22 protein-coding genes are annotated in these 22,345 nt (G+C 59.3%); 10 read left to right on the top strand and 12 right to left on the bottom strand.

Going from position 1 to position 22,345, the window contains the following annotated elements; genetic code table 11:
• Nucleotides 1-58 precede the first annotated feature (58 nt).
• The 3 genes from HKD28_RS01610 to aroB all read right to left on the bottom strand — a co-directional run bounded on the left by HKD28_RS01610 (nucleotide 59) and on the right by aroB (nucleotide 3,928).
• Nucleotides 59-622: a GtrA family protein gene (locus HKD28_RS01610; protein WP_194266596.1), complete on the bottom strand. Its 564-nt coding sequence runs from the start codon at nucleotides 620-622 to the stop codon at nucleotides 59-61.
• 170 nt (nucleotides 623-792) lie between these two features.
• The gene (locus HKD28_RS01605) at nucleotides 793-1,920 is read right to left on the bottom strand and encodes an OmpA family protein (protein WP_194261592.1); all 1,128 of its coding nucleotides are present in this window, start codon (nucleotides 1,918-1,920) and stop codon (nucleotides 793-795) included.
• Between the two features lie 316 nt (nucleotides 1,921-2,236).
• Nucleotides 2,237-3,928 (bottom strand): 3-dehydroquinate synthase, encoded by a 1,692-nt coding sequence (gene aroB, locus HKD28_RS01600; protein WP_194266595.1) that lies wholly within the window; start codon nucleotides 3,926-3,928, stop codon nucleotides 2,237-2,239.
• Between the two features lie 60 nt (nucleotides 3,929-3,988).
• On the opposite strand from aroB, the gene HKD28_RS01595 reads away from it, so the two are divergent.
• From HKD28_RS01595 to HKD28_RS01585, 3 genes are all read left to right on the top strand, one after another.
• Complete coding sequence (locus HKD28_RS01595; protein ID WP_194266594.1) at nucleotides 3,989-4,411, top strand: hypothetical protein; 423 nt, start codon at nucleotides 3,989-3,991, stop codon at nucleotides 4,409-4,411.
• A gap of 10 nt (nucleotides 4,412-4,421) precedes the next feature.
• Nucleotides 4,422-5,345 (top strand): tyrosine recombinase, encoded by a 924-nt coding sequence (locus HKD28_RS01590; RefSeq protein WP_194266593.1) that lies wholly within the window; start codon nucleotides 4,422-4,424, stop codon nucleotides 5,343-5,345.
• A 62-nt stretch (nucleotides 5,346-5,407) separates the two neighbouring features.
• Nucleotides 5,408-6,382, top strand: a complete 975-nt coding sequence (locus HKD28_RS01585) for an acetyl-CoA carboxylase carboxyltransferase subunit alpha (RefSeq protein ID WP_099285566.1) — start codon at nucleotides 5,408-5,410, stop codon at nucleotides 6,380-6,382.
• A 45-nt stretch (nucleotides 6,383-6,427) separates the two neighbouring features.
• On the opposite strand, the gene HKD28_RS01580 is transcribed toward HKD28_RS01585, so the two are convergent.
• Nucleotides 6,428-7,198 carry a competence/damage-inducible protein A gene (locus HKD28_RS01580; protein WP_194266592.1) on the bottom strand — a complete coding sequence of 257 codons (771 nt, stop codon included), beginning with the start codon at nucleotides 7,196-7,198 and terminating at the stop codon, nucleotides 6,428-6,430.
• A 99-nt stretch (nucleotides 7,199-7,297) separates the two neighbouring features.
• Between HKD28_RS01580 and HKD28_RS01575 the strand changes: the two genes are divergently transcribed.
• On the top strand, nucleotides 7,298-8,188 hold the full coding sequence (locus HKD28_RS01575) for an SMP-30/gluconolactonase/LRE family protein (protein WP_194266591.1): 891 nt from the start codon (nucleotides 7,298-7,300) through the stop codon (nucleotides 8,186-8,188).
• On the opposite strand, the gene HKD28_RS01570 is transcribed toward HKD28_RS01575, so the two are convergent.
• Both HKD28_RS01570 and HKD28_RS01565 read right to left on the bottom strand, forming a co-directional pair.
• Complete coding sequence (locus HKD28_RS01570; RefSeq protein WP_194266590.1) at nucleotides 8,185-9,189, bottom strand: bifunctional GNAT family N-acetyltransferase/(deoxy)nucleoside triphosphate pyrophosphohydrolase; 1,005 nt, start codon at nucleotides 9,187-9,189, stop codon at nucleotides 8,185-8,187. The two genes, HKD28_RS01575 and HKD28_RS01570, sit on opposite strands and share 4 nt — an antisense overlap.
• A gap of 1 nt (nucleotide 9,190) precedes the next feature.
• Nucleotides 9,191-10,360: an aromatic ring-hydroxylating oxygenase subunit alpha gene (locus HKD28_RS01565; RefSeq protein ID WP_194266589.1), complete on the bottom strand. Its 1,170-nt coding sequence runs from the start codon at nucleotides 10,358-10,360 to the stop codon at nucleotides 9,191-9,193.
• Between the two features lie 253 nt (nucleotides 10,361-10,613).
• On the opposite strand from HKD28_RS01565, the gene HKD28_RS01560 reads away from it, so the two are divergent.
• The gene (locus HKD28_RS01560; protein ID WP_194266588.1) at nucleotides 10,614-13,064 is read left to right on the top strand and encodes a TonB-dependent receptor domain-containing protein; all 2,451 of its coding nucleotides are present in this window, start codon (nucleotides 10,614-10,616) and stop codon (nucleotides 13,062-13,064) included.
• Nucleotides 13,065-13,108: 44 nt separating this feature from the next.
• Here the strand turns inward: HKD28_RS01560 and HKD28_RS01555 are convergent, their stop codons facing one another.
• Together HKD28_RS01555 and HKD28_RS01550 are read right to left on the bottom strand one after the other, a co-directional pair.
• Nucleotides 13,109-13,564: a hypothetical protein gene (locus HKD28_RS01555; RefSeq protein WP_194266587.1), complete on the bottom strand. Its 456-nt coding sequence runs from the start codon at nucleotides 13,562-13,564 to the stop codon at nucleotides 13,109-13,111.
• 53 nt (nucleotides 13,565-13,617) lie between these two features.
• Nucleotides 13,618-14,496 carry an ATP-binding protein gene (locus tag HKD28_RS01550; protein ID WP_194266586.1) on the bottom strand — a complete coding sequence of 293 codons (879 nt, stop codon included), beginning with the start codon at nucleotides 14,494-14,496 and terminating at the stop codon, nucleotides 13,618-13,620.
• Nucleotides 14,497-14,615: 119 nt separating this feature from the next.
• Here HKD28_RS01550 and yajC point away from each other — a divergent pair, with 119 nt between their 5' ends.
• Nucleotides 14,616-14,960 (top strand): preprotein translocase subunit YajC, encoded by a 345-nt coding sequence (gene yajC, locus HKD28_RS01545; RefSeq protein ID WP_194266585.1) that lies wholly within the window; start codon nucleotides 14,616-14,618, stop codon nucleotides 14,958-14,960.
• 86 nt (nucleotides 14,961-15,046) lie between these two features.
• Here yajC and HKD28_RS01540 read toward each other — a convergent pair whose 3' ends face one another.
• Both HKD28_RS01540 and HKD28_RS01535 read right to left on the bottom strand, forming a co-directional pair.
• Nucleotides 15,047-15,655, bottom strand: a complete 609-nt coding sequence (locus HKD28_RS01540) for a superoxide dismutase (RefSeq protein WP_194266584.1) — start codon at nucleotides 15,653-15,655, stop codon at nucleotides 15,047-15,049.
• A 68-nt stretch (nucleotides 15,656-15,723) separates the two neighbouring features.
• Nucleotides 15,724-16,596 (bottom strand): NAD(P)-dependent oxidoreductase, encoded by an 873-nt coding sequence (locus HKD28_RS01535; protein ID WP_194261579.1) that lies wholly within the window; start codon nucleotides 16,594-16,596, stop codon nucleotides 15,724-15,726.
• Nucleotides 16,597-16,676: 80 nt separating this feature from the next.
• On the opposite strand from HKD28_RS01535, the gene msrP reads away from it, so the two are divergent.
• Together msrP and msrQ are read left to right on the top strand one after the other, a co-directional pair.
• A complete protein-coding gene (gene msrP, locus HKD28_RS01530) occupies nucleotides 16,677-17,615 on the top strand; it encodes a protein-methionine-sulfoxide reductase catalytic subunit MsrP (protein WP_194266583.1) in 939 nt (312 codons plus the stop codon).
• The gene (msrQ, locus tag HKD28_RS01525) at nucleotides 17,615-18,217 is read left to right on the top strand and encodes a protein-methionine-sulfoxide reductase heme-binding subunit MsrQ (protein WP_194266582.1); all 603 of its coding nucleotides are present in this window, start codon (nucleotides 17,615-17,617) and stop codon (nucleotides 18,215-18,217) included. The genes msrP and msrQ overlap by 1 nt, the downstream gene beginning before the upstream one ends.
• Before the next feature lie 30 nt (nucleotides 18,218-18,247).
• Here msrQ and HKD28_RS01520 read toward each other — a convergent pair whose 3' ends face one another.
• A complete protein-coding gene (locus tag HKD28_RS01520; protein WP_194266581.1) occupies nucleotides 18,248-18,811 on the bottom strand; it encodes a uracil-DNA glycosylase family protein in 564 nt (187 codons plus the stop codon).
• A complete protein-coding gene (locus tag HKD28_RS01515) occupies nucleotides 18,808-19,416 on the bottom strand; it encodes a LabA-like NYN domain-containing protein (protein WP_194261575.1) in 609 nt (202 codons plus the stop codon). The genes HKD28_RS01520 and HKD28_RS01515 overlap by 4 nt, the downstream gene beginning before the upstream one ends.
• 201 nt (nucleotides 19,417-19,617) lie before the next feature.
• Between HKD28_RS01515 and rpoZ the strand changes: the two genes are divergently transcribed.
• Nucleotides 19,618-20,013 carry a DNA-directed RNA polymerase subunit omega gene (rpoZ, locus tag HKD28_RS01510; RefSeq protein ID WP_062033888.1) on the top strand — a complete coding sequence of 132 codons (396 nt, stop codon included), beginning with the start codon at nucleotides 19,618-19,620 and terminating at the stop codon, nucleotides 20,011-20,013.
• 34 nt (nucleotides 20,014-20,047) lie between these two features.
• A complete protein-coding gene (locus HKD28_RS01505) occupies nucleotides 20,048-22,342 on the top strand; it encodes a RelA/SpoT family protein (protein WP_194266580.1) in 2,295 nt (764 codons plus the stop codon).
• Nucleotides 22,343-22,345: the final 3 nt, after the last annotated feature.

Raw genomic sequence — 22,345 nt, 5'->3', positions numbered from 1 at the left:
AAGCAGGGAAATCGTCTGCCTGTCCTAGACTATTGTAGCGGCCTTGGAAATGCAGCCTTCAGTCATTGCGGTCATGCAGTCTGAAGGTGTTATTCTCCAGACCCGACAGATCCGGTTCGGGCTCCGGTGCCGTCAGTCCGGCAGCAGGGATCTCTACTGCCATCTGGACGAGTTCCAGCGGAGTTTCCGGTGTCTGGGCGCGAAAGACGAGGCGTCTCGAAAGATTGAAATTGGCGATCATGCCGCACAGTGCGCCTGCGGCCAGGGCCAGTGCAGGAAAATGCACGGTCAGTGGAACCGTAGCGTAAAGCAGGAAAACCATTCCACGGTTGAGGAGAAATCCGAACGAATTGGCCAGCAGGAATCGAAGCCATTGCAGGACCATATGCTGGTTGTCGTTGGCTGAGAGCCGAAAAGTCCAGAAGCGGTTGAGGCACCAGTTTCCGGTCGCTGCCACGAAATAGGCAATCAGCGTTGCTGCGACTAACCCTGCTGGCTGGCGCAGCAGGGACACAGTTCCCCAGTCCACAAGAAATCCGAGAGCCCCGACAATCCCAAAACGCAGGAACTGGTCAATGATTTCCGGGCGGCTGCGCGGATAAAAGATACGGCTGCGTCGCAAGGGAGCATGTCTCCGGTGTGTCGGGGTGGAGTGGCTCTAGCGTGCCGGGAAAGAGACATGCAAGGGCGTTCTGTCTTCAGTCTGGATGAGCGCATAAAAAAAAAGGCGCCCCGAAGGACGCCTTTCTCAGAAACCGAAGTCGAAGACCCCGGCGTCAGATCATGTCTGGATTACTTCAGGATGATCTCGACGCGACGGTTCTGCGGCTCGCGGGTGTTCGGGCCGGTCGGCACCAGCGGGTTGGATTCACCGTAGCCGTGGATGTCGATGGCAGCAGCCGGGACACCGTCACGGATCAGTTCAGCCTTCACGCTGGAAGCGCGACGGTTGGACAGGCCGAGGTTGTACTTCACGCCGCGCGGACCCGGGTGAGCAGCGGAGTTATCCGTGTAGCCGTTGACTTCGATGCGCGTCGTCTGGACGTGCGTGGAAGCCTGAGCGGCCTGGGCAACGATCTCACGGGCGCGGCCCGTCAGGTCAGACTTGTCCCAGTCGAAGAACACGAGATACGTGCGAGCCGGGGTCGGAGCGGGCGGAACGATGACAGGAGCCGGCGGCGGCGGCGGGGGAGCCGTGTCGAAGGCATAGCGCAGGCCCAGGATGAACTGGTGCGAGAAGCGCTGGTCGAAGTTCACGTTGCCCGTCCGACGGCCAGACTTGCCGTAATACGTGCCGCTGTAAGGGCCGTCAGCAAAGGTCTGGCCAACGAAGCGGTACTCGGTCGTGACGGCCAGGCCTGGAACGTTCGGGATGTCGTAGGCGGCGCCCACGATGCCCTGGTAAGCGAAGCTGCCCTGCGTGCCGCCCAGACGGCCGACCGTGCCGTTGTTGAAGTGCGTATCGGTCGGGTTGTAATGCTGCCAGAGGTAGCCTGCACCAACACCAACGAACGGCGTGACAGGAACGTTCAGGCCAAAGTTTGCCAGATCGATGTCATACAGAACGTTGACAAGGCCGCCATAAGCCTGATCGGAACCGCGAGTGGAACCCGGGGTTGCCGTGTGGCCGAGGTGATTGATCTGGGAGTAGTTGTACACGCCTTCGACTTCAAGACGCAGGCCGTTGCCGAAGCCCCAGCCGAACGAACCGAAGCCCGTGAAGCCGTCATGGTGACGGTACTGAGCGCTTACGCCATCGTTGGCGCCCTGAGCGGACGGGGAGAAGTGGGCGTGCTGGTTCTGGACCAGGTTGTAACCACCGCCGATGTTGACATAGGGGCCGGTGATCGTGCTGGCCATGGCAAGCGACGGTGCGGCGACCATCGACGTCATGGCAAGGAGTGCCGTGCGGAGACGCATGTTTTCGTCCTCTTAGTGACTAACGTTCGAGCCGTTGGAAAATGCTTTCACCAACGGACCCAGCGCGATGCATAAGCGCATATAGAACTCAGAGTTCCCGGCGACAAAGCCACTCAGGGTGTTCCGGCTCTACTCGGGGAAGGGGAGTGACATAAAAGCCACAATCCATTTCGCCCGCTTTACGATCTACGCCTCGCGTCTACGCTGCCTTAGCTCAAGGTTCCAGCCGACGCCAGAGCCTCCCGCAGAAAGCAGCTATGCAAAAGGAGTTGTAAAACAGCTATTTAGCCGAGGTATGACGAAATTTTAACATTCATCACGGGCGGCAACCCTCGCTTACAAGCAGATTACGCACTGTTTCTGCGGGAATTTCGCGTGTGGAGAAGGCTTTCCCAATTCCGCGCAACAGGACGAACGCAACCTTTCCGTCCTGCATTTTCTTATCCCGAGTCATGTGGCGCAGAAGTATTTCTGCCGAGAACGAGTCCCTGAACCAGTCAAAGCTCACCGGCATACCCAAACTGCGCAGATGCCGGTCCAGTCGATGCAGGTCTTCGACGGGGGCATAACCCAGCTCCACGGAAAGCGCCATCGCCAGATGAATGCCGATCGAAACCGCTTCGCCATGCAGAAGCCGCCCGTCATATTCCAGTTCCGCTTCCAGAGCGTGACCGAAAGTATGCCCAAGATTGAGTAGGGCGCGTCCTCCGACAGAAGCCTGTTCCTTTTCGTCGGCAGCCACGACGGCTGCTTTGAAGGCACAGGCGCGGCGTACGGCTTCCGCAAGAGCCGCGGGATCGCCTTCCAGAACATTCTGTCCGTAGTTTTCGCACCAGGCGAACAGGTCCGGATCTGCGATCAGGCCGGATTTGACGATCTCGGCATAGCCAGCAATGCGCTGACGACGGGGCAGGGTGGCCAGAGCGGACGTGTCGGCCAGAACGGCCACAGGTTGATGGAACGCTCCGATCAGGTTTTTGCCCGCCGCCGCGTTGATCCCGGTCTTGCCGCCGACGCTGCTGTCCACCTGTGAGAGCAGCGTCGTGGGGATCTGCACGAACGGCAATCCGCGCAAGGCCGTTGCTGCAACAAAACCGGCAAGATCTCCGACCACGCCGCCTCCCAGCGCCACGATGGTCGTCTTGCGTTCTATCCCCGTGGATAGAAGCCGGTTCATCACGTCGCCGTAACAGGCGAGGGATTTGCTCTCCTCGCCGCCAGAAACCGAAATTACGTCTGCACGGATGCCCGTTTCTTCGAAAGACGCCAGCAGGCGCGGCAGATGCAGTTCCGCTACGGTGTCGTCAGTAATGACGACCACGCGCTTTTGCGGCAGATGTGGGGCGAGCAGGGCACCGGCACGGGAGATAAGATCTGGCCCGATCAGCACGTCATAGCTGTGATGGCTGAGCGAAACATGGACCGTTTCCGGTCTGCGATATTCGGCCAGAACTTCCCGTACGCGTTGCACGCCCTGTTCCACGGTCTCATCCCCACAATCGATAATGATGTCTGCTTCGGCATAAACCGGATAGCGCAGCCCGACGAGGCGCTCCAGAACTTCGTCAGGGCGCCCCTGAGCCAGAAGTGGTCGTCCCGGACGGCCCGCAACCCGTTTAACCAACACATGCACGGGCGCGCGCAACCAGATCGAAACGGCATGGCGACGGACCAGCCGACGCGTCTGGGCATCCATCCATGCCCCGCCACCCGTCGCAAGGATGCAGGGTGGTCCATCAAGCAGGCGCTGGATGACGCGCCGTTCGCCGTCTCGAAACGCCGCTTCGCCATGGCGCGCAAAAATTTCGGGAATCGAGCATCCGGCAGCGCGCTCGATTTCGACGTCCGCATCGACGAACGGCAGACCACAGATCTGGGCAAGGCGCCGTCCGATGGTGGTTTTGCCAGCACCCATCATCCCGACGAGGACAACCGTGCGTGACGGAGTGCCATCGGATGAGAAAAAGGGTTCCGACTTGACTGAAAGGGAGAATGGCAGGCGTGACATGCCCTGCTACCTATCATAGGAGAAGGGACACGTCCTGCCCTCACTTCGAGACCTTAGTTCATGGCCAATATCGATCGTTCCATTTTCCGCCTGCCGTTCATTGGCGGAGCTGTTGCCGTCCTTCTCGTTCTGGGCGCTGGCGGAGCGTTCCTGCGTTTGGGCATGACCGCTACTCCGCCGGAACAGACCATGGTGCACAAGGATCTGTCGGGTGCGGCTTTTGCAAGCTCCGCCGCGCCACAGGCCGAGTTGCCAGCGATGCCGCCTGTGCCGACGGCCCCAACCGCCGTTCAGACGACGACCCAGGCGCCTGTCGCATCTGTTGCCGCTTCTGGCACGACTCCGGCAGCCCCGGTTGCTGCTCCCGCCGCTGCGCCCCTGACGCCTTCGACTCCGCTGCCGACGATGCCCGCTCCCAAGGCTGCCCCGGCGCAACCCATGCCTGCTGCTCCGGTCGCACCGGCCCCTGCTCCCGCGCACTGATCAAGCCATCATGCCGCGCTCCGGTGACAGCAGACATGTCGAGGCTTTCCTTGAGATGTTGGCCGCCGAGCGTGGTGCGGCACTGAAAACCCGGCAGGCCTATGCTTCCGATCTTGCCGATTTCGCAGCACACTGCGCACCCGTCTCCCTCTGCAACGCTCAGAGGAGGGAGGTTCAGTCCTATCTGGCCGAACTGTCCCGTGCTGGTCTGGCGGCACGAACCGCAGCGCGTCGGCTGTCGTGTCTGCGTCAGTTCTATCGTTTCCTGATGCTCGAGTCGGTGCGGGAAGACGACCCGACCGAACGCCAGCAGGCTCCGAAGATCGCGTCCTCCTTGCCCAGACCGCTCGACGAGGCGGAAATCCGCCTTCTGCTTGAGGTCGGTACGCGAGGGCACGAAAACGAACGCCGGGATATCGTCTCCCGTGCCGCGTTGGAACTGCTTTACACGACCGGACTGCGCATTTCCGAACTCCTCGCTTTGCCCGCGACCTGTGTGCATGTGCGCGGCCCTATGGTGCTGGTGCGGGGAAAGGGAGGACGGGAGCGTCTGGTGCCTCTGTCCCAAACTGCGCGCGAGGCTGCCGACCAGCTTGTGCATTTCGATCGCGATCTCGGCAGTCCATGGCTTTTTCCGGGGCGCAATCCGCAAAAACCGCTGACGCGACAGGGATTTGACAAGATCCTGCTCGCCTGTGCCCTGAAGGCCGGAATAGATCCCGACCGCGTTAGTCCGCATGTTCTGCGGCACTCGTTTGCGAGTCATCTTCTTGCGCATGGGGCCGATCTAAGGGCGCTTCAGATGTTGCTGGGGCATGCGGATATCGCCACGACCCAGATTTATACGCAGGTCATGTCCGAGCGCCTGCGACAGGCTGTGAGCGCGCATCATCCGCTGGCCCGTAAAGGCATGTCTGAACGCTTGGAAGACTGACAGAAACATTCCGCCTGTCGCAGGGACTGTTTCCCAGCGCGCAAGCGTGCTATCGGGCGGCCATGCGCCAATTCCTAGATTTCGAGAAGTCGGTCGCCGAACTCGAGACCAAAATCGACGAACTCCGCCAGATGGGCAGCCAGGGCAAGGCCTCCGGCACCAGCGGCATCAATATCGATGACGAGATTGCCCGTCTGTCCGAAAAGGCCGACAAGCAGCTCCGCTCGACTTACTCCAAGCTGACGCCGCTGCAGAAAGTGCAGGTGGCCCGTCACGCCCAGCGCCCCAAGGCTCTGGATTATGTGCGTCTGCTGACGACAGATTACACACCCCTGTCCGGCGACCGCGCCTTTGGTGACGATGACGCCATGATTGGTGGTCTGGCCCGTTTCCGTGGAGAGCCTGTCGTTATCGTCGGGACCGAGCGTGGTCACGACACCGAGACGCGCCTGAAGCACAATTTCGGCATGGCCCGTCCCGAAGGCTATCGCAAGGCGCAGCGCCTGATCGAAATGGCCGGACGTTTTGGTCTGCCGGTTCTGAGCTTCATCGACACTGCCGGTGCATGGCCGGGAATCGATGCTGAAGCGCGCGGACAGGCTCAGGCCATCGCGAAGTCGATCGACGTGTGCCTCAAGGCTCCCGTACCGCTGATCGCGACTGTGATCGGCGAGGGCGGTTCGGGTGGTGCCATCGCCATCGGTGCGGGTGATCGCATCCTGATGCTCGAACACTCCATCTATTCCGTGATCTCGCCGGAAGCCGCAGCCTCTATTCTGTGGCGTGATCCGAAGCTGGCCCCTGCCGCTGCCGAAGCCCTCAAGCTCACCGCGCAGGATCTTCAGTCCCTCGGCCTGATCGACCGGATCGTCCCCGAGCCTATTGGTGGTGCCCAGCGTGCGCCGGAAGAAGCCGTCATGGCAATCGGAAATGCGATTTCCGAAGAACTCGAGACCCTCAAAGGCCTGACGGGGCCAGCGCTGATCCAGAAGCGTCGGGACAAGTTCCTGTCCATGACCCGCACTCCTCTGCACTGAGGTCTTCCTGAAAGCCGCTGCCCCTTCGCAGCGGCTTTTGTGTTTTCAGACTGTCTGCCTGTGCGGCGGTTCACCCGCCAGCGGCTCGCGTCCGTGCGCCATGATGAGATCATGAATCGCCTGTGCGGCTTTCCCGACGATCGCGCTGTCATAGCCCTTGGCCACGAGGGCCACGCCACTTGCGCCGTCTGGCAGGTGATAGGGATAGGATCCCAGATCAATCGTCGGAAAGTTCTCCTGCAACGTCGCCAGATCAGAGGCGAAATCCCCTTCCTTCAATCCCGCTGCATGCCAGCTTGCGGAAACGAGAGGGGCGCCCTTTTCCATCTGCGGCACCAGCCATGCGACCATGGATGCAAAGATCGACGGCACTCCGGCCATCACATGCACATTGCCGATGCTGAAACCGGGCGCCACGGACACCGTGTTGAGGATGGGCGTTGACCCTTCCGGCAGATAGGCCATGCGCTGACGGGCGGCATTAAAGCGATCCGCCCCCAGCGCCGCTTCCAGCAGACGGAAACTTTCTTCATGACGAACCAGCGGGGCGCCCATGGCCGTGGCCACGCATTCGGCGGTGATGTCGTCATGCGTCGGCCCGATTCCGCCGGACGTAAACACGATATCGAAAGCCGCGCTGCATTCACGAACCGTACTAATGATCCGTTCCGCAATGTCGGGAATGACACGGACTTCCATCAGTCGGATGCCCTGCGCATTGAGCGCCTGGGCCAGAACGCGCGTATTCGCGTCCTGTGTGCGTCCCGAGAGGATCTCGTTGCCAATAACGAGAAAACAGGCAGTTTTTTGAAGCATGTGTCCGCTCCTGATAGTCTTCGCCACAGAACGTAACGGGTCGTCCCGCGTTGTCGAGAACAAACCCATTCCGAATTTTGGTTTTCATCAGGAGGAACCATGACCAGCAGCCCGCTTCACCAGCCCGAATGCCTCCTGGATCTGCATGCAACACTGGGGGAAGGGCCGGTCTGGATTCCCAGCGAAAAATCGCTTTATTTCGTCGATATCCCCGAGGCGAGGATTCACCGTTTCACACCCGCGACGGGAGCTCATGAAAGCTGGAGCGCGCCGGACCGTGTGGCCTTTCTTCTGCCGGTCGAAGATGGGACATTCCTTGCGGGCATGCCTGACGGTCTGCGCCGTTTCGATCCGAAGAACGGCACCTTTTCGGATCACAAGCTGGTCGAGCCTGAGAAACCCGGCAATCGTCTGAATGACGGCTGTGTCGATCCGCAGGGGCGACTTTGGTTCGGGACGATGGATGATGGCGAGGAACAGCCTTCCGGCTCGATCTATCGCGTTGTGCATGAAGGGGACGCCCTGAACGTGACGCATCATGATGAAGGCTATACTGTCTCCAATGGCCCTGCCGTCTCCCCCTGCGGAAAGACGCTCTATGTCTGCGACAGCCCTGAACAGACGATTTATGCTTTTGACATTCAGCCCGATGGCGAACTCGCGAACGAGCGGATTTTTGCGCGGCTGGAACAGGGATATCCCGATGGGATTGTGACCGATAGCGAGGGCACGCTCTGGTGCGGCGTGTGGGGCGGTTCGCGTGTGATGCGTTTCAGGCCGGATGGGACGGCACTACCATCCATTCCCATGCCTGTTACAAACGTGACCAAGGTTGCGTTCGGAGGAGACGACCTGAAGACTGTCTTCGTGACAACGGCCCGCAAGGGACTGGATGCCGAAACGCTGACGAAGGAGCCACAGGCCGGGTCTCTGTTCGTGTTCCGCACGGATGTTGCGGGTGCGCCCCAGCAGGTCTTCCGTCTGAACTAGCCCAGAAGCTCCTGCAAAAGCGGGATCAGCGGGAGGTCCGGGTCCGGCATGGGATAACGCCCCAGATCCGATGCCGAAACCCAGTCTAGCGTCTGACCTTCACGCGGGGTGGGAACGCCCCGCCAGCGCCGCACCACATACAGTGGCATCAACAGGTGAAACGGCCCGGCATTTTCGCTGACGAAGGTGAAGGGTGCCAGACAGGAGCCGGTCAGATCCAGCCCGAGCTCCTCGCGCATTTCCCGGATCAGTGCCTGTTCCGGCGTCTCATCGCGTTCGACTTTGCCGCCGGGAAATTCCCATAGTCCCGCCAGACGTTTGCCTTCCGGTCTTTTGGCAAGAAGAATCCGTCCCTGTGCGTCCAGAAGTGCGGCTGCCACGACCAGCAGAGTCCGCGGCTTGGACACTTCCACAACGGCAGGAGTCACTTCGGCCTGCTGCACAGGAGCCTCAACCGGCTCGGGCACTTCAGAAAGAAATGTCGTCCGGAGCAATTCGAACAGATCAATCGGACACTCCTGCCCGCGCGATACGAAGCGTCGGCTGGATGTGCCCGTTTTTGCGAAACCAATTTTGCTCAGAACCGCCAGAGAGGCAGCATTATCCTGCGCTGCGTCGGCAGTAATTTTCTCCAGACGCAGAACCGTCAGGCCCCATTCGATCACACGCCGGGCCGCCTGAGTGGTCAGGCCCTGTCCCCAGACGCTCGGAGCAAGCCAGTATCCCAACGAGCCGGACCGCCGGTCTTCGGACAGAACAAGGCCGATTGCGCCCAGAAGTGATCCATCACGGGTGATGGCGAAATGATGGGCGCTGCCCTGCGCGCTATCATGACGTGTGGAGGCGATCCACTGTTCCGCGAGATCGCGCGGATACGGAAAGGGCAGGCGACTGAGCATCCGCACGACGCTCCAGTCATTGATCAGACGATGGACGGCCGGGGCATCTTCCGGCTGCAGGGCGCGCAGAACGAGGCCCCCTGCTTTGAGTTCAGGTGTCATGTCAGGATTGTGGAACCTGCTGGTCTGTGGGTTTGTCGGCTGGAACGCCGCATCGGGCCAGAAGCCGACGCAGCATGTTGATGACCGGGAAGACTTCCTGATTGCGGTCGCCGCCCTGCTCGTTCCACGCGGCCTGTTCCAACTCCACGATGTCCCGGTCTTCCTTGAAGATCCGCTCCGTGAATGCGACGAGGAACGGCCACGCGATGTCCAGAACCAGCTTCGCCTTCGGGCGACGGATCGAGAGCAGTCCGAAGACGCGACAGGTCTTCTGTTCCGCATCCTGCGGGACATAGACGATCCACAGATCCATGACCGGCGGTTCGTCGCCTGTCGCGATGCGGAGTGTCTGGTACGGATATTCCGTCCGGATCGTCATGACGTCTTTATGGGCGTATTTCTCGCTCGCATCACGGCGCTCGCCGAAAATGAACGTCTCGCCCCAAGGCTGTTTGCCGCCGGTCCGGGCGAAACTGTACCGCGCCTCGACCAGTGTGGGTTCGTCCCGACCGCCCAGAAAGCGGGGTTTCATCTGGCCCATCTGTTTCATGTGCATGAACTGATGGTTCATATCCATCAGGTTTTCATGCATGAAACTGTAATGGCACGCGACCGTCTCGCCGAAACGGCGCGTCTTGTATTCGGGATTGCCAACCGATCCCATCTGCGGGAATGGTGTGCTTTCGGCTTTTGCGGGATCGCCCGGGAAAATGAAGATTAGGCCGCCTTCCTCGCGGCACGGATAGGTCCGCACGCCGTTCGGCAGCTTGCCCTTGCCCAGATACGGCACATCGATGCACCGCCCCGAACGGCCATAAGCCCAGCCGTGATAGCAGCACTGAACTGCTTCACCGCTGACCTTGCCGAGGCTGAGCGGCACCTGACGATGCGCGCAGCGGTCCTCCAGTGCAAAAACGCTGCCATCCATCGGGCGCACGAGTGCGATCGGCTGTCCGGCATAGCGCGTGCCAATCGTCTTGCCGCGCTTGAGTTCACGAGACCATGCGACCGGATACCAATAATCGGGATTGGACAGGACGCGCCGCAGATCTCCTGTCTTGCGGACCACATCCTCCACGGGAGAATATTCGCCGATATTCGGGTCGATCACCCGATCCGTGTCCGAAGGAGAGTTTTCGGCAGCAGAAGAGACAGAAAGCGTCTGCGACATGAGTATCCTGATCCGTGATGAAACCGCGACATTGTCTTGCTGAGGACAAACCTAACAGGCAAAGCCCCCCGACAGGAAGCGATCATTCATCCGCGCAGAGCGCGTCTTTCCCGCAACATGCGGCACAAAAACCACCGTTTTCGTGTCATTGAAACATCATCTAGCAATGCTGGCGCTTTTCGCAGTGTGCAGGCACGTTTAGGACACCGCTTCCCAAAGTTCACAAAACCCAGATTCCGGAGTTTCGTCCACGGTGCGAACCAGATCCCTGCTGTTGTCCTCCATCGCACTGTTCGCAGTCCGCCAGTCTGCTCTGGCGGCAGGGCATCAGCCTCTTCCGGCAGCCGATGATGCTTCGCCGGTGTCGGTGTCTGCACACCCGGCGAAGCATCATGCCCCGAAAACAGCTTCGAAAGCTGTTTCTGGCGCATCTGCACGGAAGAGCGCGGAACGTGCCGCACCGGCCCGTCGCAAGACCGAGGCTCTGGAATCCCACGCGACCGAAAGCGTCGCTGTTACGGGACGGCAACTGACGGGCCGTGATGCCGAGCAGGCTGTCTCGAAAGCCATCATGCGCCAGTATGTTCCCGGAACCAGCGCCTACAAGATGCTGGACCGTACGCCGGGCGTGAGCTTCACTTCCACCGATCCGTTCGGCATCGACAGTTTCGGCGCTAATCTCTACGTCCGTGGCTTCTTCATGAACCAGATGGGCGTGACGGTGGATGGCGTTCCCCTGAACGATCAGACTTACCAGTCCGTCAGCGGCATGAGCCTTGCCTCGGCCATTATTCCAGACGACATCCAGTCCATGCGGATGTCGCAGGGCGCAGGGTCTGTTGAGCTGCCTTCCATGAACACGCTGGGCGGGACGATCCAAATCGGCTCTTCGGACCCCGACGACAAACGCGGCGGTAAGGTGAGCCAGTCCTTTGGCAGCTATGGCTCCTACCGCACCTATGTCCGCTTGGATTCCGGCAAGCTGAACCAGACCGGTACGAAGCTCTACACCTCCTATGCCCGGACCGACGAAGGCATGTGGATGGGCAGCGGCGACCAGTTCATGCAGCAGGTCGATGCGAAGCTCGTACAGCCGATCAACGAACGCAGCCGCATGTCAGCCTTCTTCAACTGGTCCAGCCTTGCCCAGTGGAACTATCCCGATACGTCCATCGGGATTCTGAAGAATCTCGGCTGGCGCACCCCGCATCTTTATCCGAATTACGCGCTGGCTTACGGTATTGCCAACGGCACGCGCCCCTATCCGGCGGGTTATGATAGTGTTCCGGGTATCGATGGCTCCAATATCGCCATGTATGATGGCGGGCAGGCCGAAACCAATTACATGGGCGGTCTGCATTTCGACCTTGCCCTCACTGACCATCTAACCTGGAACAGTACGATCTACGGTCATAGCCAGACCGGCTATTACAGCTATACCGACAGCGACCCCGACGATCAGGTCGAGGGCGGTGCGCCTCTGTCCGAGGAAGTCTGGCAGAACCGTCAGGAACGCTACGGCTTCGATACCAGCCTGCGCTACAAATGGGGGCGCCATACGATTGAAGGCGGTGTCTGGTACGAGAACAACAACCAGCAGGCCGGGCTCTTCAATTACCGCGAGCCGATCTTGGGGCAGGGCGCACCGCTCAAGGCCGTTGGACCTTATGATGTTTACGGCCCGGCCTATCTGGAAGGTTACAACTTCCAGTGGAACACCAATGTCATGCAGTTTCACCTTCAGGACAGCATCCAGCTGGCCGAAGGTCTGACACTGCATGCCGGTTTCAAGTCCATGACAGCCACCACATCCGGCGGCGCACAGTATAACAATGCTGACTGGACGGGTGCGGACGCCCTGCCGAACGGATCGCTGACAGCGTCTCAGGCCTTCCTGCCACACATCAATCTGGACTGGCATATCAACCGCCATCACGAGATCTATGTGGACGTGGCCGAAAACATGCGCGCCTATGAAGTCTCGGCTTATGGCGTGGCAAATTCGGTCTATTCCGTGCAGGATCAGGCGACGTTCCAGGCTCAGAAGAAGTCTCTCGAGCCGTCAAAGGCCTGGGTCTATCTTGGTGGCTATCGCTATTCGTCCAAACTCCTTCAGGTGAATGCGACCGTCTATCACGCCAGCCTGATCCACCCGATTCTGGCCGCTGCTGTGGGCTCTCTGACCAATCCGGTTTCGCAGGTCATTGATTTCGGCCATATCTCCATGACGGGTGCGAATGGCGACATCACTATCACCCCCATCGACGGTCTGAGCATCAGCAACAACCTGAGCTACAACAAAGGCACCTACGACCGAAACGTCGATACGGTCGGCGGCTATTACGCGCTGGCTGGCAAGAATATCGTCAACTATCCGGCATGGATGTACAAAACATCGGTTGCCTATAGCTGGAAGGGCATGACGGCGCACTTTGATGCGAACTACTACAGCCGTCGTTACTACAGCTTCATGAACGACACGTCGATCGGCGGCTATTGGCTGGCTAATGCCGGTGCGCAGTATCGTTTCGGCAAGCTCAGTGTTCTCAAGGATGTCACGGCGAGCTTCAATGTCTATAACCTGTTCAACACCAAATACATCTCTATGATGGGTGAGAACGACAACCCCGCCGTGGGTGATTACCAGTCCATGGAACGCGGTGCTGTCCGCGAATTCTTCGGTACCGTCAGCGCGTCGTTCTGAACGACGGCAAGGCAGGCGGCGATTCGGTCCGCCTGCTTTCATCGTTAGGCATAAGCTGAAAGAAGTGCCGGGTCAGGGTCATCTGTATTTCGGCCCGTCAGGCATGCGCGTGCTGCGCTCACCGCCCGTCTGCCGCGTCCCGCTGTGCGTCGGAGCAACTGCCGTAGAACGCAAAAGTTTTTCCCTGCTCCCGCCGTCAGCATCATGAATGCAATGCTGGATGCCGCTTCGATAAAAGACGTCACTTCAAAACTACTCGCGAAGGCCAGAAAATCGGGAGCCATCCGCATGCTGGCGGCAAAACCATCATGCCCCAGCAGCCATGTGGCACAGCCTACAAATAGAATAGTCACCAACGCGAGCATTCCTAAAGTGTAAGGAAACTCTCTCACCCATCGGAAGGGTCGCGTCACGAGCCGATCACGACAGATTTTGCCGATGGATGTGTCTGGAGCGGCATAAGCCAGAAAGAATGCGGCGATTATCATCAGGATGATCATATTATTACTCTCGTACGTTCAATGTTTTGTGCGAGTAAAAACAGCCGTAAAATTCAGGCATCCTGTTCGGGTGTTACACCCAGTTCCGCAGCCAAATCGCTGATGAACTGCGAGGCCACGCGACCCGAGCGGCTCCCGCGCGCCATGGCCCATTGCAATGCCTTCCGCCGCAGTTCCTCGCGCGGAACCGGCAGCTTGTAATAAGCCGCATAAGCCTCGACGATCGCCAGATAATCGTCCTGTGTTGCGCCATACAGCCCTATCCACAGGCCGAACCGGTCCGAAAGCGAGACCTTTTCCTCAATCGCTTCGGATGGATTGATCGCGCTGCCCGTCTCGTTCTCGATCATGTCCCGCGGCATCAGATGCCGCCGGTTTGACGTCGCGTAGATCAGGACGTTCTCGGGCCGACCGCCGATACCGCCATCGAGTACGGATTTGAGAGATTTGTAATCCGCGTCCTGACTCTCGAATGAGAGATCATCACAGAACAGGATACAGCGGCGTTTTGTAGTCCGCAGAACGGCCAGCAGTTTTGGCAGGGATGAAAGTTCATCACGCTGGATCTCGATCAGGGCCAGTGTTCCGCCCCCCTTCGCCCGTTGTTCCTCGTTCACGGCCGCAACGGAGGCTTTCACGAGCGAAGATTTCCCCATCCCGCGCGCCCCCCACAGCATGACATTATTGGCGCTGAATCCTCCGGCAAAATGCCGTGTATTGGCCATGACCTGATCCATCTGCCGCTTTACGCCCTGAAGCAGAGATAGAGGAACGCCAGAAACTTTCTCGACTGGCGTCAGCATACCCAGTGCGGCCTGCCAGAGAAAAGCGTCATGTTTGTGCAGTATATCCGCGCTCGGCGGGGGCGGACTCATGCGCTCCAGACTGGCAGCAATACGTTCGAGAGCGCTGAGCAGGGCGTGGTCGGTCATGGAAAACGTTTCCGGTTTGAAAGGAGTTGAGATCAAAAGACATCGGCGCCACGCTTGACGGGCAGCCTCCGGACGATATGGTCCCCGCCAGCTTCACTCAAGACTGGACCCTGATATCCATGAGCAGTCTGTTCATTTCTTCCGCCCAGGCCGCCGATGGTGGTGGTCTGCTTTCCAACCCGCAGCTGCTTCAGTTCGCCCCGATGATTTTCATCTTCGTGGTGTTCTATTTCCTGCTGATCCGTCCCCAGCAGCAGCGCGCACGCAAGCTGCGTGACGAGCAGGGCTCCCTGCGCCGCGGCGACCGGATTGTGACGGCCGGCGGCATCGTTGGTGTCGTGCAGGCGACCCGCGATGACAGCGACGAAGTGGATGTCGAGATCGCTCAGGGCGTGCGCGTGAAAATCGTTCGCAGCACGATCACGAATATTACGTCGCGTGAAAAGCCAGCCAACGATTCCTGAACTGGAACTTGCAGAGCCGTTCACGAAAAAGCCCCGCCCGGAAAACCGGACGGGGCTTTTTTTGATCTGATGAACCCGAAAAGAAATCAGGCAGACTTCAGTTCAGCTTCGGCAAACTCGTAGTTGGCGAGCTTGTCCAGAAAGTTCGTGACATAGTCCGGACGACGGTTGCGGAAATCGAGGTAGTAGGCGTGTTCCCAGACGTCGAGACCGAGCAGCGCCTTGCCCTGACCTTCGGCCAGCGGGTTGGAGCCATTTGCCGTCTTCGTCACGGCAAGCTTGCCGGACTTGTCCAGTACCAGCCAGGCCCAGCCGGAACCAAACTGCGTCGTGGCAGCCTGTTTGAAGAGCTTCTTGAACTCTTCGACGGAGCCGAAGTCTTCAGCGATCTTCTTTTCCAGACCAGCCGGAATCTTGCCGCCCTTCGGGGAGAGGTTCTTCCAGAACAGGACGTGGTTCCAGTGCTGGCCCGCATTGTTGAAGACCGGCGCGATGTCAGGCTTGCCGTAGGAGAACGTAACGATCTCCTCAAGCGTCTTGCCAGCCAGTTCCGGTTTGCTTTCCGCGAAACCGTTCAGAGCCGTGACATAGGCCTGATGGTGCTTGCCGTGGTGCAGTTCCAGCGTTTCCTGGCACATGCCAGCATCGGCGAGAGCATTTTCGGCGTAGGGCAGGGTGGGAAGTTCGAAAGCCATGATGTCACTCCTTGGCAGAATAAGGCGAGGTGACCGCCCTCAGAAACGGTCGCTCCCGCGTATCGTTCTCATTTATGAGGAAGATTGGCAACGCTGTGTTCCATCGCACCGATGAGGGCCGAGTAATCCTCATCCGCATGCAGGCGGTTTGAAAGGGCCAGTGCCTGATCGGCAACAGCCATGCCCGGCATGAACGCACCGACCTTGCGACCGGCATCCAGCAGAAGTCCCATGTCTTTGGACATGAGACGCGTGGGGAACTGAGACGGGAACTCCCGGTTCTGGCCCATCTTCAGTTTGCGCTTGTGATGCGGGCTGACGACGGCCACCTGCTGAAGTGTTTCGAATACGACATCGCGGTCCAGTCCGGCGGCAAGGCCGTAAGACACGCCTTCAGCCACGATATTGAGCGTCGCGCCCATCACACCATTCACAACCAGCTTCAGGCGCGCCGCAGAACCCGCTGGACCAGCATGGATCGTCAGCTTGCCAATGACGTCCAGAACCGGCTGGGCCCGCTTCACCACGGATTCGTCACCGCCCACCAGCATGACCAGATCGCCGCTTTCGGCTTCCGGCGTACTGCCGGACATAGGCGCATCAAGCAGGGAAAAGCCATGTTCGACGGCAAGTTTTGCAAAAGCGTCCGCCTGATCCGGCGAGACGGTGGAGGTATCGAGGACAAGCTTGTCAGCCGTCAGAGCGGCAAGCGCACCGTTTTCGCCAGACAGGGATTGAATTTCCGCTGCATCGTTCGGCACGCAGAAAATGATGATCTCAGCGGCTTCGGCAATTGCGCGGGGTGAGGGCAGCATCTCCGTCTCGTCCTTGCCGCCTGAAGGCGCGAACGCCACAACCGGGTAGCCAGCCTTTCGCAGATTGGCGCCCATACGCTGAGCCATCGCGCCGTAGCCGATAAAACCGATTTTAGGACGGGGCATGGATACTGGCTCCTTATGATGCGTTACGACAGACTCACGCATCATAGGTGCCAGAGTTTCTCAAAGTCCGGAAATTGATCATGGCACTTTTTCAGTACCCCAGACCCCAGCCGTCCGAGATTACGCCGAAAGAAGCCTATCTTTCCCGACGCGCTCTGATCGGCGGTGCCGTAGCCCTGAGCGCGCTTGCCACTACGGCAAAGGCTGCCTCCCTCCAGACACATCCGGGTCCGTATTCCGGTAATCTGACGCCGACGCCACACGAAGACGTGACTCATTATAATAATTTTTATGAGTTCGGGATGGGCAAGGCTGATCCTGCGGCCCGCTCCCAGGATTTCCATCCGCTCCCATGGACGCTGGAAATTACAGGCCTCGTCCGCAAGCCCGTCCGTCTGGATGTCGAGCAGCTTTTGCGTTCTGCAGCGATGGAAGAGCGGATTTACCGGATGCGCTGCGTCGAGGCGTGGTCCATGGTCATTCCGTGGGACGGTATTCCGCTTGCGAGCCTGCTGAAGGATGCCGATCCCGATCCACGCGCCACCCATGTCGCTTTCGAGAGCGTTCTGCGCCCGTCGGAGATGCCCGGACAGAGCGATGGTCTGTCGGGGATTCAGTGGCCTTATGTGGAGGGTCTGCGTCTGGATGAGGCCATGAATCCGCTAACGTTGCTCGCACTCGGCGTTTATGGCGAAACGCTTCCGAACCAGAATGGCGCGCCCATTCGTCTGGTCGTCCCGTGGAAATATGGTTTCAAGGGCATCAAGTCCATCCAGCGCATTCGCCTGCTGGATCACGAACCGCCTACGACATGGAACCGCCTCGCCTCCGATGAATACGGCTTTTATGCCAACGTTAATCCGCAGATCGATCACCCGCGCTGGAGTCAGGCGACAGAGCGCGTCATAGGCGCACACTCCCTGTTCGGCGCCACACGACAGCCGACGCTGATGTTCAACGGATATGGCGAGCAGGTGGCGGATTTGTATCGCGGCATGGATTTGCGGAAAAACTTCTGATGCCATCAGATTCTGTGTCCGCCTTAAGAGCCGTAAAACGGCATTGGCGCGTCATTCTGTATCCGATCGGCATGATCCCGGCTGCATGGCTCGTCTGGCAGGGGCAGCATGGGGCGCTTGGTGCCGATCCGGTCAATGTGTTCGAGCGGTCACTGGGTCTCTGGGCCTTCCGCTTTCTGCTGGCCTGTCTGATGCTGGCTCCGCTGAAACGCTTTGCGGGCATCAACCTGCTCCGATACCGACGCCTCACAGGGTTACTGGCGTTTTTCTATGCCAGTCTGCATGTGCTGGCCTATATCGGTCTGGATCACGGGTTTGACTGGGGCGTCCTGTGGACTGACATCACGCACCGTCCCTTCATTATTCTCGGGATGAGCGCGCTGGTTCTGCTGGTCCCCCTCGCGCTGACCTCGAATGCGTTTTCCATGCGCCTGATGAAGCGGCGATGGAAGGTGCTGCACAGGCTGATCTACCTGGCCGCAGTTCTGGCGGGCATCCACTTCTTTCTGTCGTTCAAGACACTGAACGCTGTCTCCGCGCCGTATCTGGCTGGTCTTGCACTGCTTCTGTTGTGTCGTGTCCTGCCTGAGAAACGGAGATAAGTGGGCCCTGAACCAGAGCCCATCGGTTTCTCAGACAGTTGGACGCAACGCTGCACGGATTTTGGGAGAAAGCTCCGTCAGGGCCGAACGACGCTGAGTCATCATTTCGGCTGGGAATGGCGTATTGGGGAAATGGCATCCATCGGCCAGAAGCAGGCCATCGGGAAGATGGGTGATTTCGCCGGGGCGGAAATCAAGGCGAGACAACGGAATGCCGCATGCCCCCAAAACCACAATATGCGCGCTGATTCCAAGTGTGAGGACCAGTTTCAGTTTGGGCATACTCTGAAGCTCGGTACAGAGAGCGGCGCTACAGGCCTCGAGTTCGGACGGAAGTGCCAGCGGCTGTGGCGACAGGGGCTGCATGACTCTGGTGATCCGTCCCAGAATGGCCTCTGGTCCGGCAAGGGCTGTGTCGAAAACGATGTTGTTGGCGTCCAGAAAGGACGCCAGTGTCGCCGTGGCGTCTTCCGGATCGAGGCAGACAATCAGCATTTCGGCTGAGAGCGGCCCTGTTCCTGACCGCGTGCCTTCTGCAAAGGCAGGGAGCGGAGGCGGGGCGGGGATCGTTCCGGTAGAAGCCCGAGGGGTCATGAGTCGTTGGTCTCGTCACTGTTGATATCAGCAGGATGACGAACCGGCCCCTGTCGGGGAGGATTGCGTGGTTCGGCCTGACGCCGTGTGAACGACGGCGCGATGTCAGCCAGTTCCACAAACATATCCGCCTGGCGCCGCAGATCGTCTCCGATCATGGGCGGGGTCGAACGCATCGAGGAAATGACCGTAACCCGGACCCCCCGTGCCTGCGCAGCCTCAACAGCGCGACGCAGATCGGAATCACCGCTGATGATCACGGCGTGATCAAGGCGGCCCGACTGTTCCAGAAGATCCACTGTCAGTTCGACATCCATGTTTCCCTTGATACGCCGTCTTCCTGAAGGATCCGTAAACTCCCGCGCAGTTTTTAGCACGAGATGATACCCATTATAGGAGAGCCAGTCGGTCAGCGGACGGAGCGGAGAGTAGTCGTCTGTTTCGGGCATGGCGGCGTAATAGAAGGCGCGCTGGAAAAGGCAGGCATTTTCAAACAGTTTGCGAAGGCTGCGGAAATCGACTTCAAATCCCAGATTGCGGGCGGCGTGATGGAGGCTGGCGCCGTCAATGAAAAGGGCGGTGCGTTCGTTCTGGCGCAAAAGCATGTAGAGTAATCCTGATATATAAAATATGTCGCCCCACGCGAGAGAGGCAGAGGCTGCCATCCAGCTGCGACCAGGCATGGAGGCACTCGCGTTCAATTCCGGAGGTGGGGCAGGCGCCGATTGCATTCGCATGAACTGCATGTTATTGCCAGCGTTCTCTCTTATTTTATTCTTTTGTCTTACCCGAAGGGGGCCTGTCGCATGGCGCGCGTAACCGTCGAAGATTGCATCGAGAAGGTTTCTAACCGTTTCGAACTGGTCCTGCTGGCCGCCCAGCGTGCCCGTGGCCTGTCACGCGGTGAAGAAATCCGTCTCGATCGTGAAAACGACAAGAACACGGTCGTTGCCCTGCGTGAGATCGCTGAAGACAAGGTGAGCCTGCCCGTTCTGCGCGAAGGGATCATCCGTTCGCTGGCCCGTGCGCCTGAGCCGGAGCCCGTGGACGAAGAAGTTCTGGATCTTATCCCGACGGACCAGAACATTTTTGGTCTGCAGGATGTGTCTGCCGAAGAAGAGCATGCTCACATGGCTGAGAACATGTCTGCTGACGAAGCTGCTGCCATTGAAGCCGAACTGGGTGGTCGGGGTCGTCGCTGATCTCTGACCGGCTTTACTGAGGGAGGAATGCTTCATGCCTGATGCATCTCCTCCAACTACGTCCCCGCCTGTCGCAAGCGGGGACTTCAAGCCGTCCATCGCCGGACTGCTGAGGCGAATCGAAAGCTACGATCCGTCGGCCGATCTCACGCAGATCGAGGCTGCTTATGATGTGGCGGCCAACGCCCATAACGAGCAGCGTCGCGATAATGGCGACGCCTACATCACGCACCCTATTGCCGTCGCCAATATCCTTGCGGGTTTCCGCATGGATGCGACCTCCATTATGGTGGGGCTACTTCACGATACTGTCGAAGATACCGGTGTTTCCTGTGACTCCCTGAAAGCCCGCTTTGGCGAGGATGTTGCCGCGCTCGTTGACGGGGTGACGAAACTGACGCGGCTCGAACTCCAGTCCGACCGCACCAAGCAGGCCGAAAATTTCCGTAAGCTTGTTCTGGCCATGTCGCGGGATATCCGCGTTCTGATCGTCAAGCTGGCCGATCGCCTGCACAACATGCGCACACTTCATTATGTGCAGCGCACGGACCGCCGGCAGCGTATCGCCCGCGAGACAATGGATATCTATGCACCGCTCGCCGAGCGCATCGGTATGGACCGCGTCAAGACGGAGCTTCAGAACCTCTCTTTCGCCCAGCTTGAACCCGAAGCCGATGCAACGATCCGCGCGCGTCTGAACTTTCTGCGGGGGCAGGGGGCAGATGTCATCGAACAGGTCCGTCAGGAACTGATGGGCCTCTGTACCGAAACCGGGATTGACAGGGTCGAAGTTACGGGCCGCGAAAAATCGCCCTATTCGATCTGGGAAAAGATGCAGCGCCGGAACGTGGCGTTCGAACAGCTTTCGGACATTATGGCCTTCCGCCTGCTCGTTCCCACGCGTGACGCCTGTTACATGGCGCTCGGGGCTATCCATGGCGCCTATCCGATGATCGCCGGGCGCTTCAAGGACTACATTTCCACTCCCAAGGCCAACGGCTACCAGAGCCTTCATACCGGCGTGACCCTGCGCCATCCGCGCAACCAGAAAATCGAAGTCCAGATCCGCACTGCCGAAATGCACGATCTGGCTGAAAACGGTGTGGCGTCTCACTGGGCTTACAAGGAACATGCGACCCCCAGCGAGCGCGAAGCCGCGGCCCTGTCGTCAGCCTTTGGCGCGCCGACCCGCAAACTGCGTTGGGTGCAGGATCTTCTGGAGATTCTTGAGGACAGTCAGGCTCCTGACGAGTTCCTCGAAAACACCAAGCTGGAACTCTATCAGGATCAGGTTTTCTGCTTCACCCCCAAGGGGCAGCTGATTTCCCTGCCGCGCGGTGCCACTCCCGTCGACTTCGCCTATGCCGTGCACAGTCAGGTCGGTGATACCTGTGTTGGCGCCAAGGTAAACGGACGTCTGATGCCGCTGCGGCATGAACTGCAGAATGGCGATCAGGTCGAAATCATGACCGCCCGTGGCGGTACACCGTCGCCGTCCTGGGAGCGTTTCGTCGCAACGGGCAAGGCCCGCGCCCGTATCCGGCGTTTTGTGACGCAGCAGCAGCGGCAGGGCCATATCGACAACGGTCGTGCCGCCATCGCCAAGGCTTTCCGTCAGGAAGGCGTGGACGGTTCCGAAAAGGTACTCGACGGTATCCTCAAGGAACTTCGTCAGGCTTCGGTTGAAGATCTGTACGTCTCGGTCGGCAATGGCCAGCTTGGCCCCAAGGATGTCGTCAACACCGCTTATCCTGAACTGCGCCAGAGCGTTCGTGCGCCCCGGATGGTTCCTGGCCTCTCGCCCCGTTTCGGGCAGTCTCTCATGCTCGGATCGGGGCATGGTACCCCGAAGACGACGGCGCATTCCGGGAGCACGATCAAGGGGATTGGTTCCGGGATCGCCATCAGTTTTGCAGGCTGCTGTCGGCCCCTGCCGGGAGATCCGATCGTCGGCATTATCGCGCAGGGCAAGGGCGTCACCATTCATCGGCGTGGCTGTCAGAACCTGTCCAGTTTCGCAGATACGCCCGAGCGTTTTCTGGAAGTGGACTGGGATTACGAAGCCCTTGGTCGCCGTCAGGGCGCCGAGCCCTATACGGCCCGACTGTCGGTGGTGGCTGCCAACGAACCGGAGGTTCTCGCGACCCTGACAAACGTGGCTGCAAAGCACAATGGCAGCGTTCTCAACCTCAAGATCGTAAACCGACAGCTCGATTTCATGGAAATTCTGGTGGATCTGGAGGTAAAGGATCTGCGTCACCTCTCGTCCATGATCGCGGCCTTCAGAACGGCTGTAGGCGTCATGCAGGTCGAGCGCGCCAAGGGGTGATTT

The sequence above is a fragment of the Gluconobacter cadivus genome (assembly GCF_015244745.1).
Classification (GTDB): Bacteria; Pseudomonadota; Alphaproteobacteria; order Acetobacterales; family Acetobacteraceae; genus Gluconobacter; species Gluconobacter cadivus.
This window is presented reverse-complemented; position numbering and strand designations above follow the sequence as displayed.

Coding starts and splice junctions, on each gene's coding strand:
- HKD28_RS01605 (WP_194261592.1), bottom strand. CDS start 1,920: ATGCGTCTCCGCACGGCACTCCTTGCCATGACGTCGATGGTCGCCGCA.
- aroB (WP_194266595.1), bottom strand. CDS start 3,928: ATGTCACGCCTGCCATTCTCCCTTTCAGTCAAGTCGGAACCCTTTTTC.
- HKD28_RS01595 (WP_194266594.1), top strand. CDS start 3,989: ATGGCCAATATCGATCGTTCCATTTTCCGCCTGCCGTTCATTGGCGGA.
- HKD28_RS01590 (WP_194266593.1), top strand. CDS start 4,422: ATGCCGCGCTCCGGTGACAGCAGACATGTCGAGGCTTTCCTTGAGATG.
- HKD28_RS01585 (WP_099285566.1), top strand. CDS start 5,408: ATGCGCCAATTCCTAGATTTCGAGAAGTCGGTCGCCGAACTCGAGACC.
- HKD28_RS01580 (WP_194266592.1), bottom strand. CDS start 7,198: ATGCTTCAAAAAACTGCCTGTTTTCTCGTTATTGGCAACGAGATCCTC.
- HKD28_RS01575 (WP_194266591.1), top strand. CDS start 7,298: ATGACCAGCAGCCCGCTTCACCAGCCCGAATGCCTCCTGGATCTGCAT.
- HKD28_RS01570 (WP_194266590.1), bottom strand. CDS start 9,189: ATGACACCTGAACTCAAAGCAGGGGGCCTCGTTCTGCGCGCCCTGCAG.
- HKD28_RS01565 (WP_194266589.1), bottom strand. CDS start 10,360: ATGTCGCAGACGCTTTCTGTCTCTTCTGCTGCCGAAAACTCTCCTTCG.
- HKD28_RS01555 (WP_194266587.1), bottom strand. CDS start 13,564: ATGATCATCCTGATGATAATCGCCGCATTCTTTCTGGCTTATGCCGCT.
- HKD28_RS01550 (WP_194266586.1), bottom strand. CDS start 14,496: ATGACCGACCACGCCCTGCTCAGCGCTCTCGAACGTATTGCTGCCAGT.
- yajC (WP_194266585.1), top strand. CDS start 14,616: ATGAGCAGTCTGTTCATTTCTTCCGCCCAGGCCGCCGATGGTGGTGGT.
- HKD28_RS01540 (WP_194266584.1), bottom strand. CDS start 15,655: ATGGCTTTCGAACTTCCCACCCTGCCCTACGCCGAAAATGCTCTCGCC.
- HKD28_RS01535 (WP_194261579.1), bottom strand. CDS start 16,596: ATGCCCCGTCCTAAAATCGGTTTTATCGGCTACGGCGCGATGGCTCAG.
- msrP (WP_194266583.1), top strand. CDS start 16,677: ATGGCACTTTTTCAGTACCCCAGACCCCAGCCGTCCGAGATTACGCCG.
- msrQ (WP_194266582.1), top strand. CDS start 17,615: ATGCCATCAGATTCTGTGTCCGCCTTAAGAGCCGTAAAACGGCATTGG.
- HKD28_RS01520 (WP_194266581.1), bottom strand. CDS start 18,811: ATGACCCCTCGGGCTTCTACCGGAACGATCCCCGCCCCGCCTCCGCTC.
- HKD28_RS01515 (WP_194261575.1), bottom strand. CDS start 19,416: ATGCTTTTGCGCCAGAACGAACGCACCGCCCTTTTCATTGACGGCGCC.
- rpoZ (WP_062033888.1), top strand. CDS start 19,618: ATGGCGCGCGTAACCGTCGAAGATTGCATCGAGAAGGTTTCTAACCGT.
- HKD28_RS01505 (WP_194266580.1), top strand. CDS start 20,048: ATGCCTGATGCATCTCCTCCAACTACGTCCCCGCCTGTCGCAAGCGGG.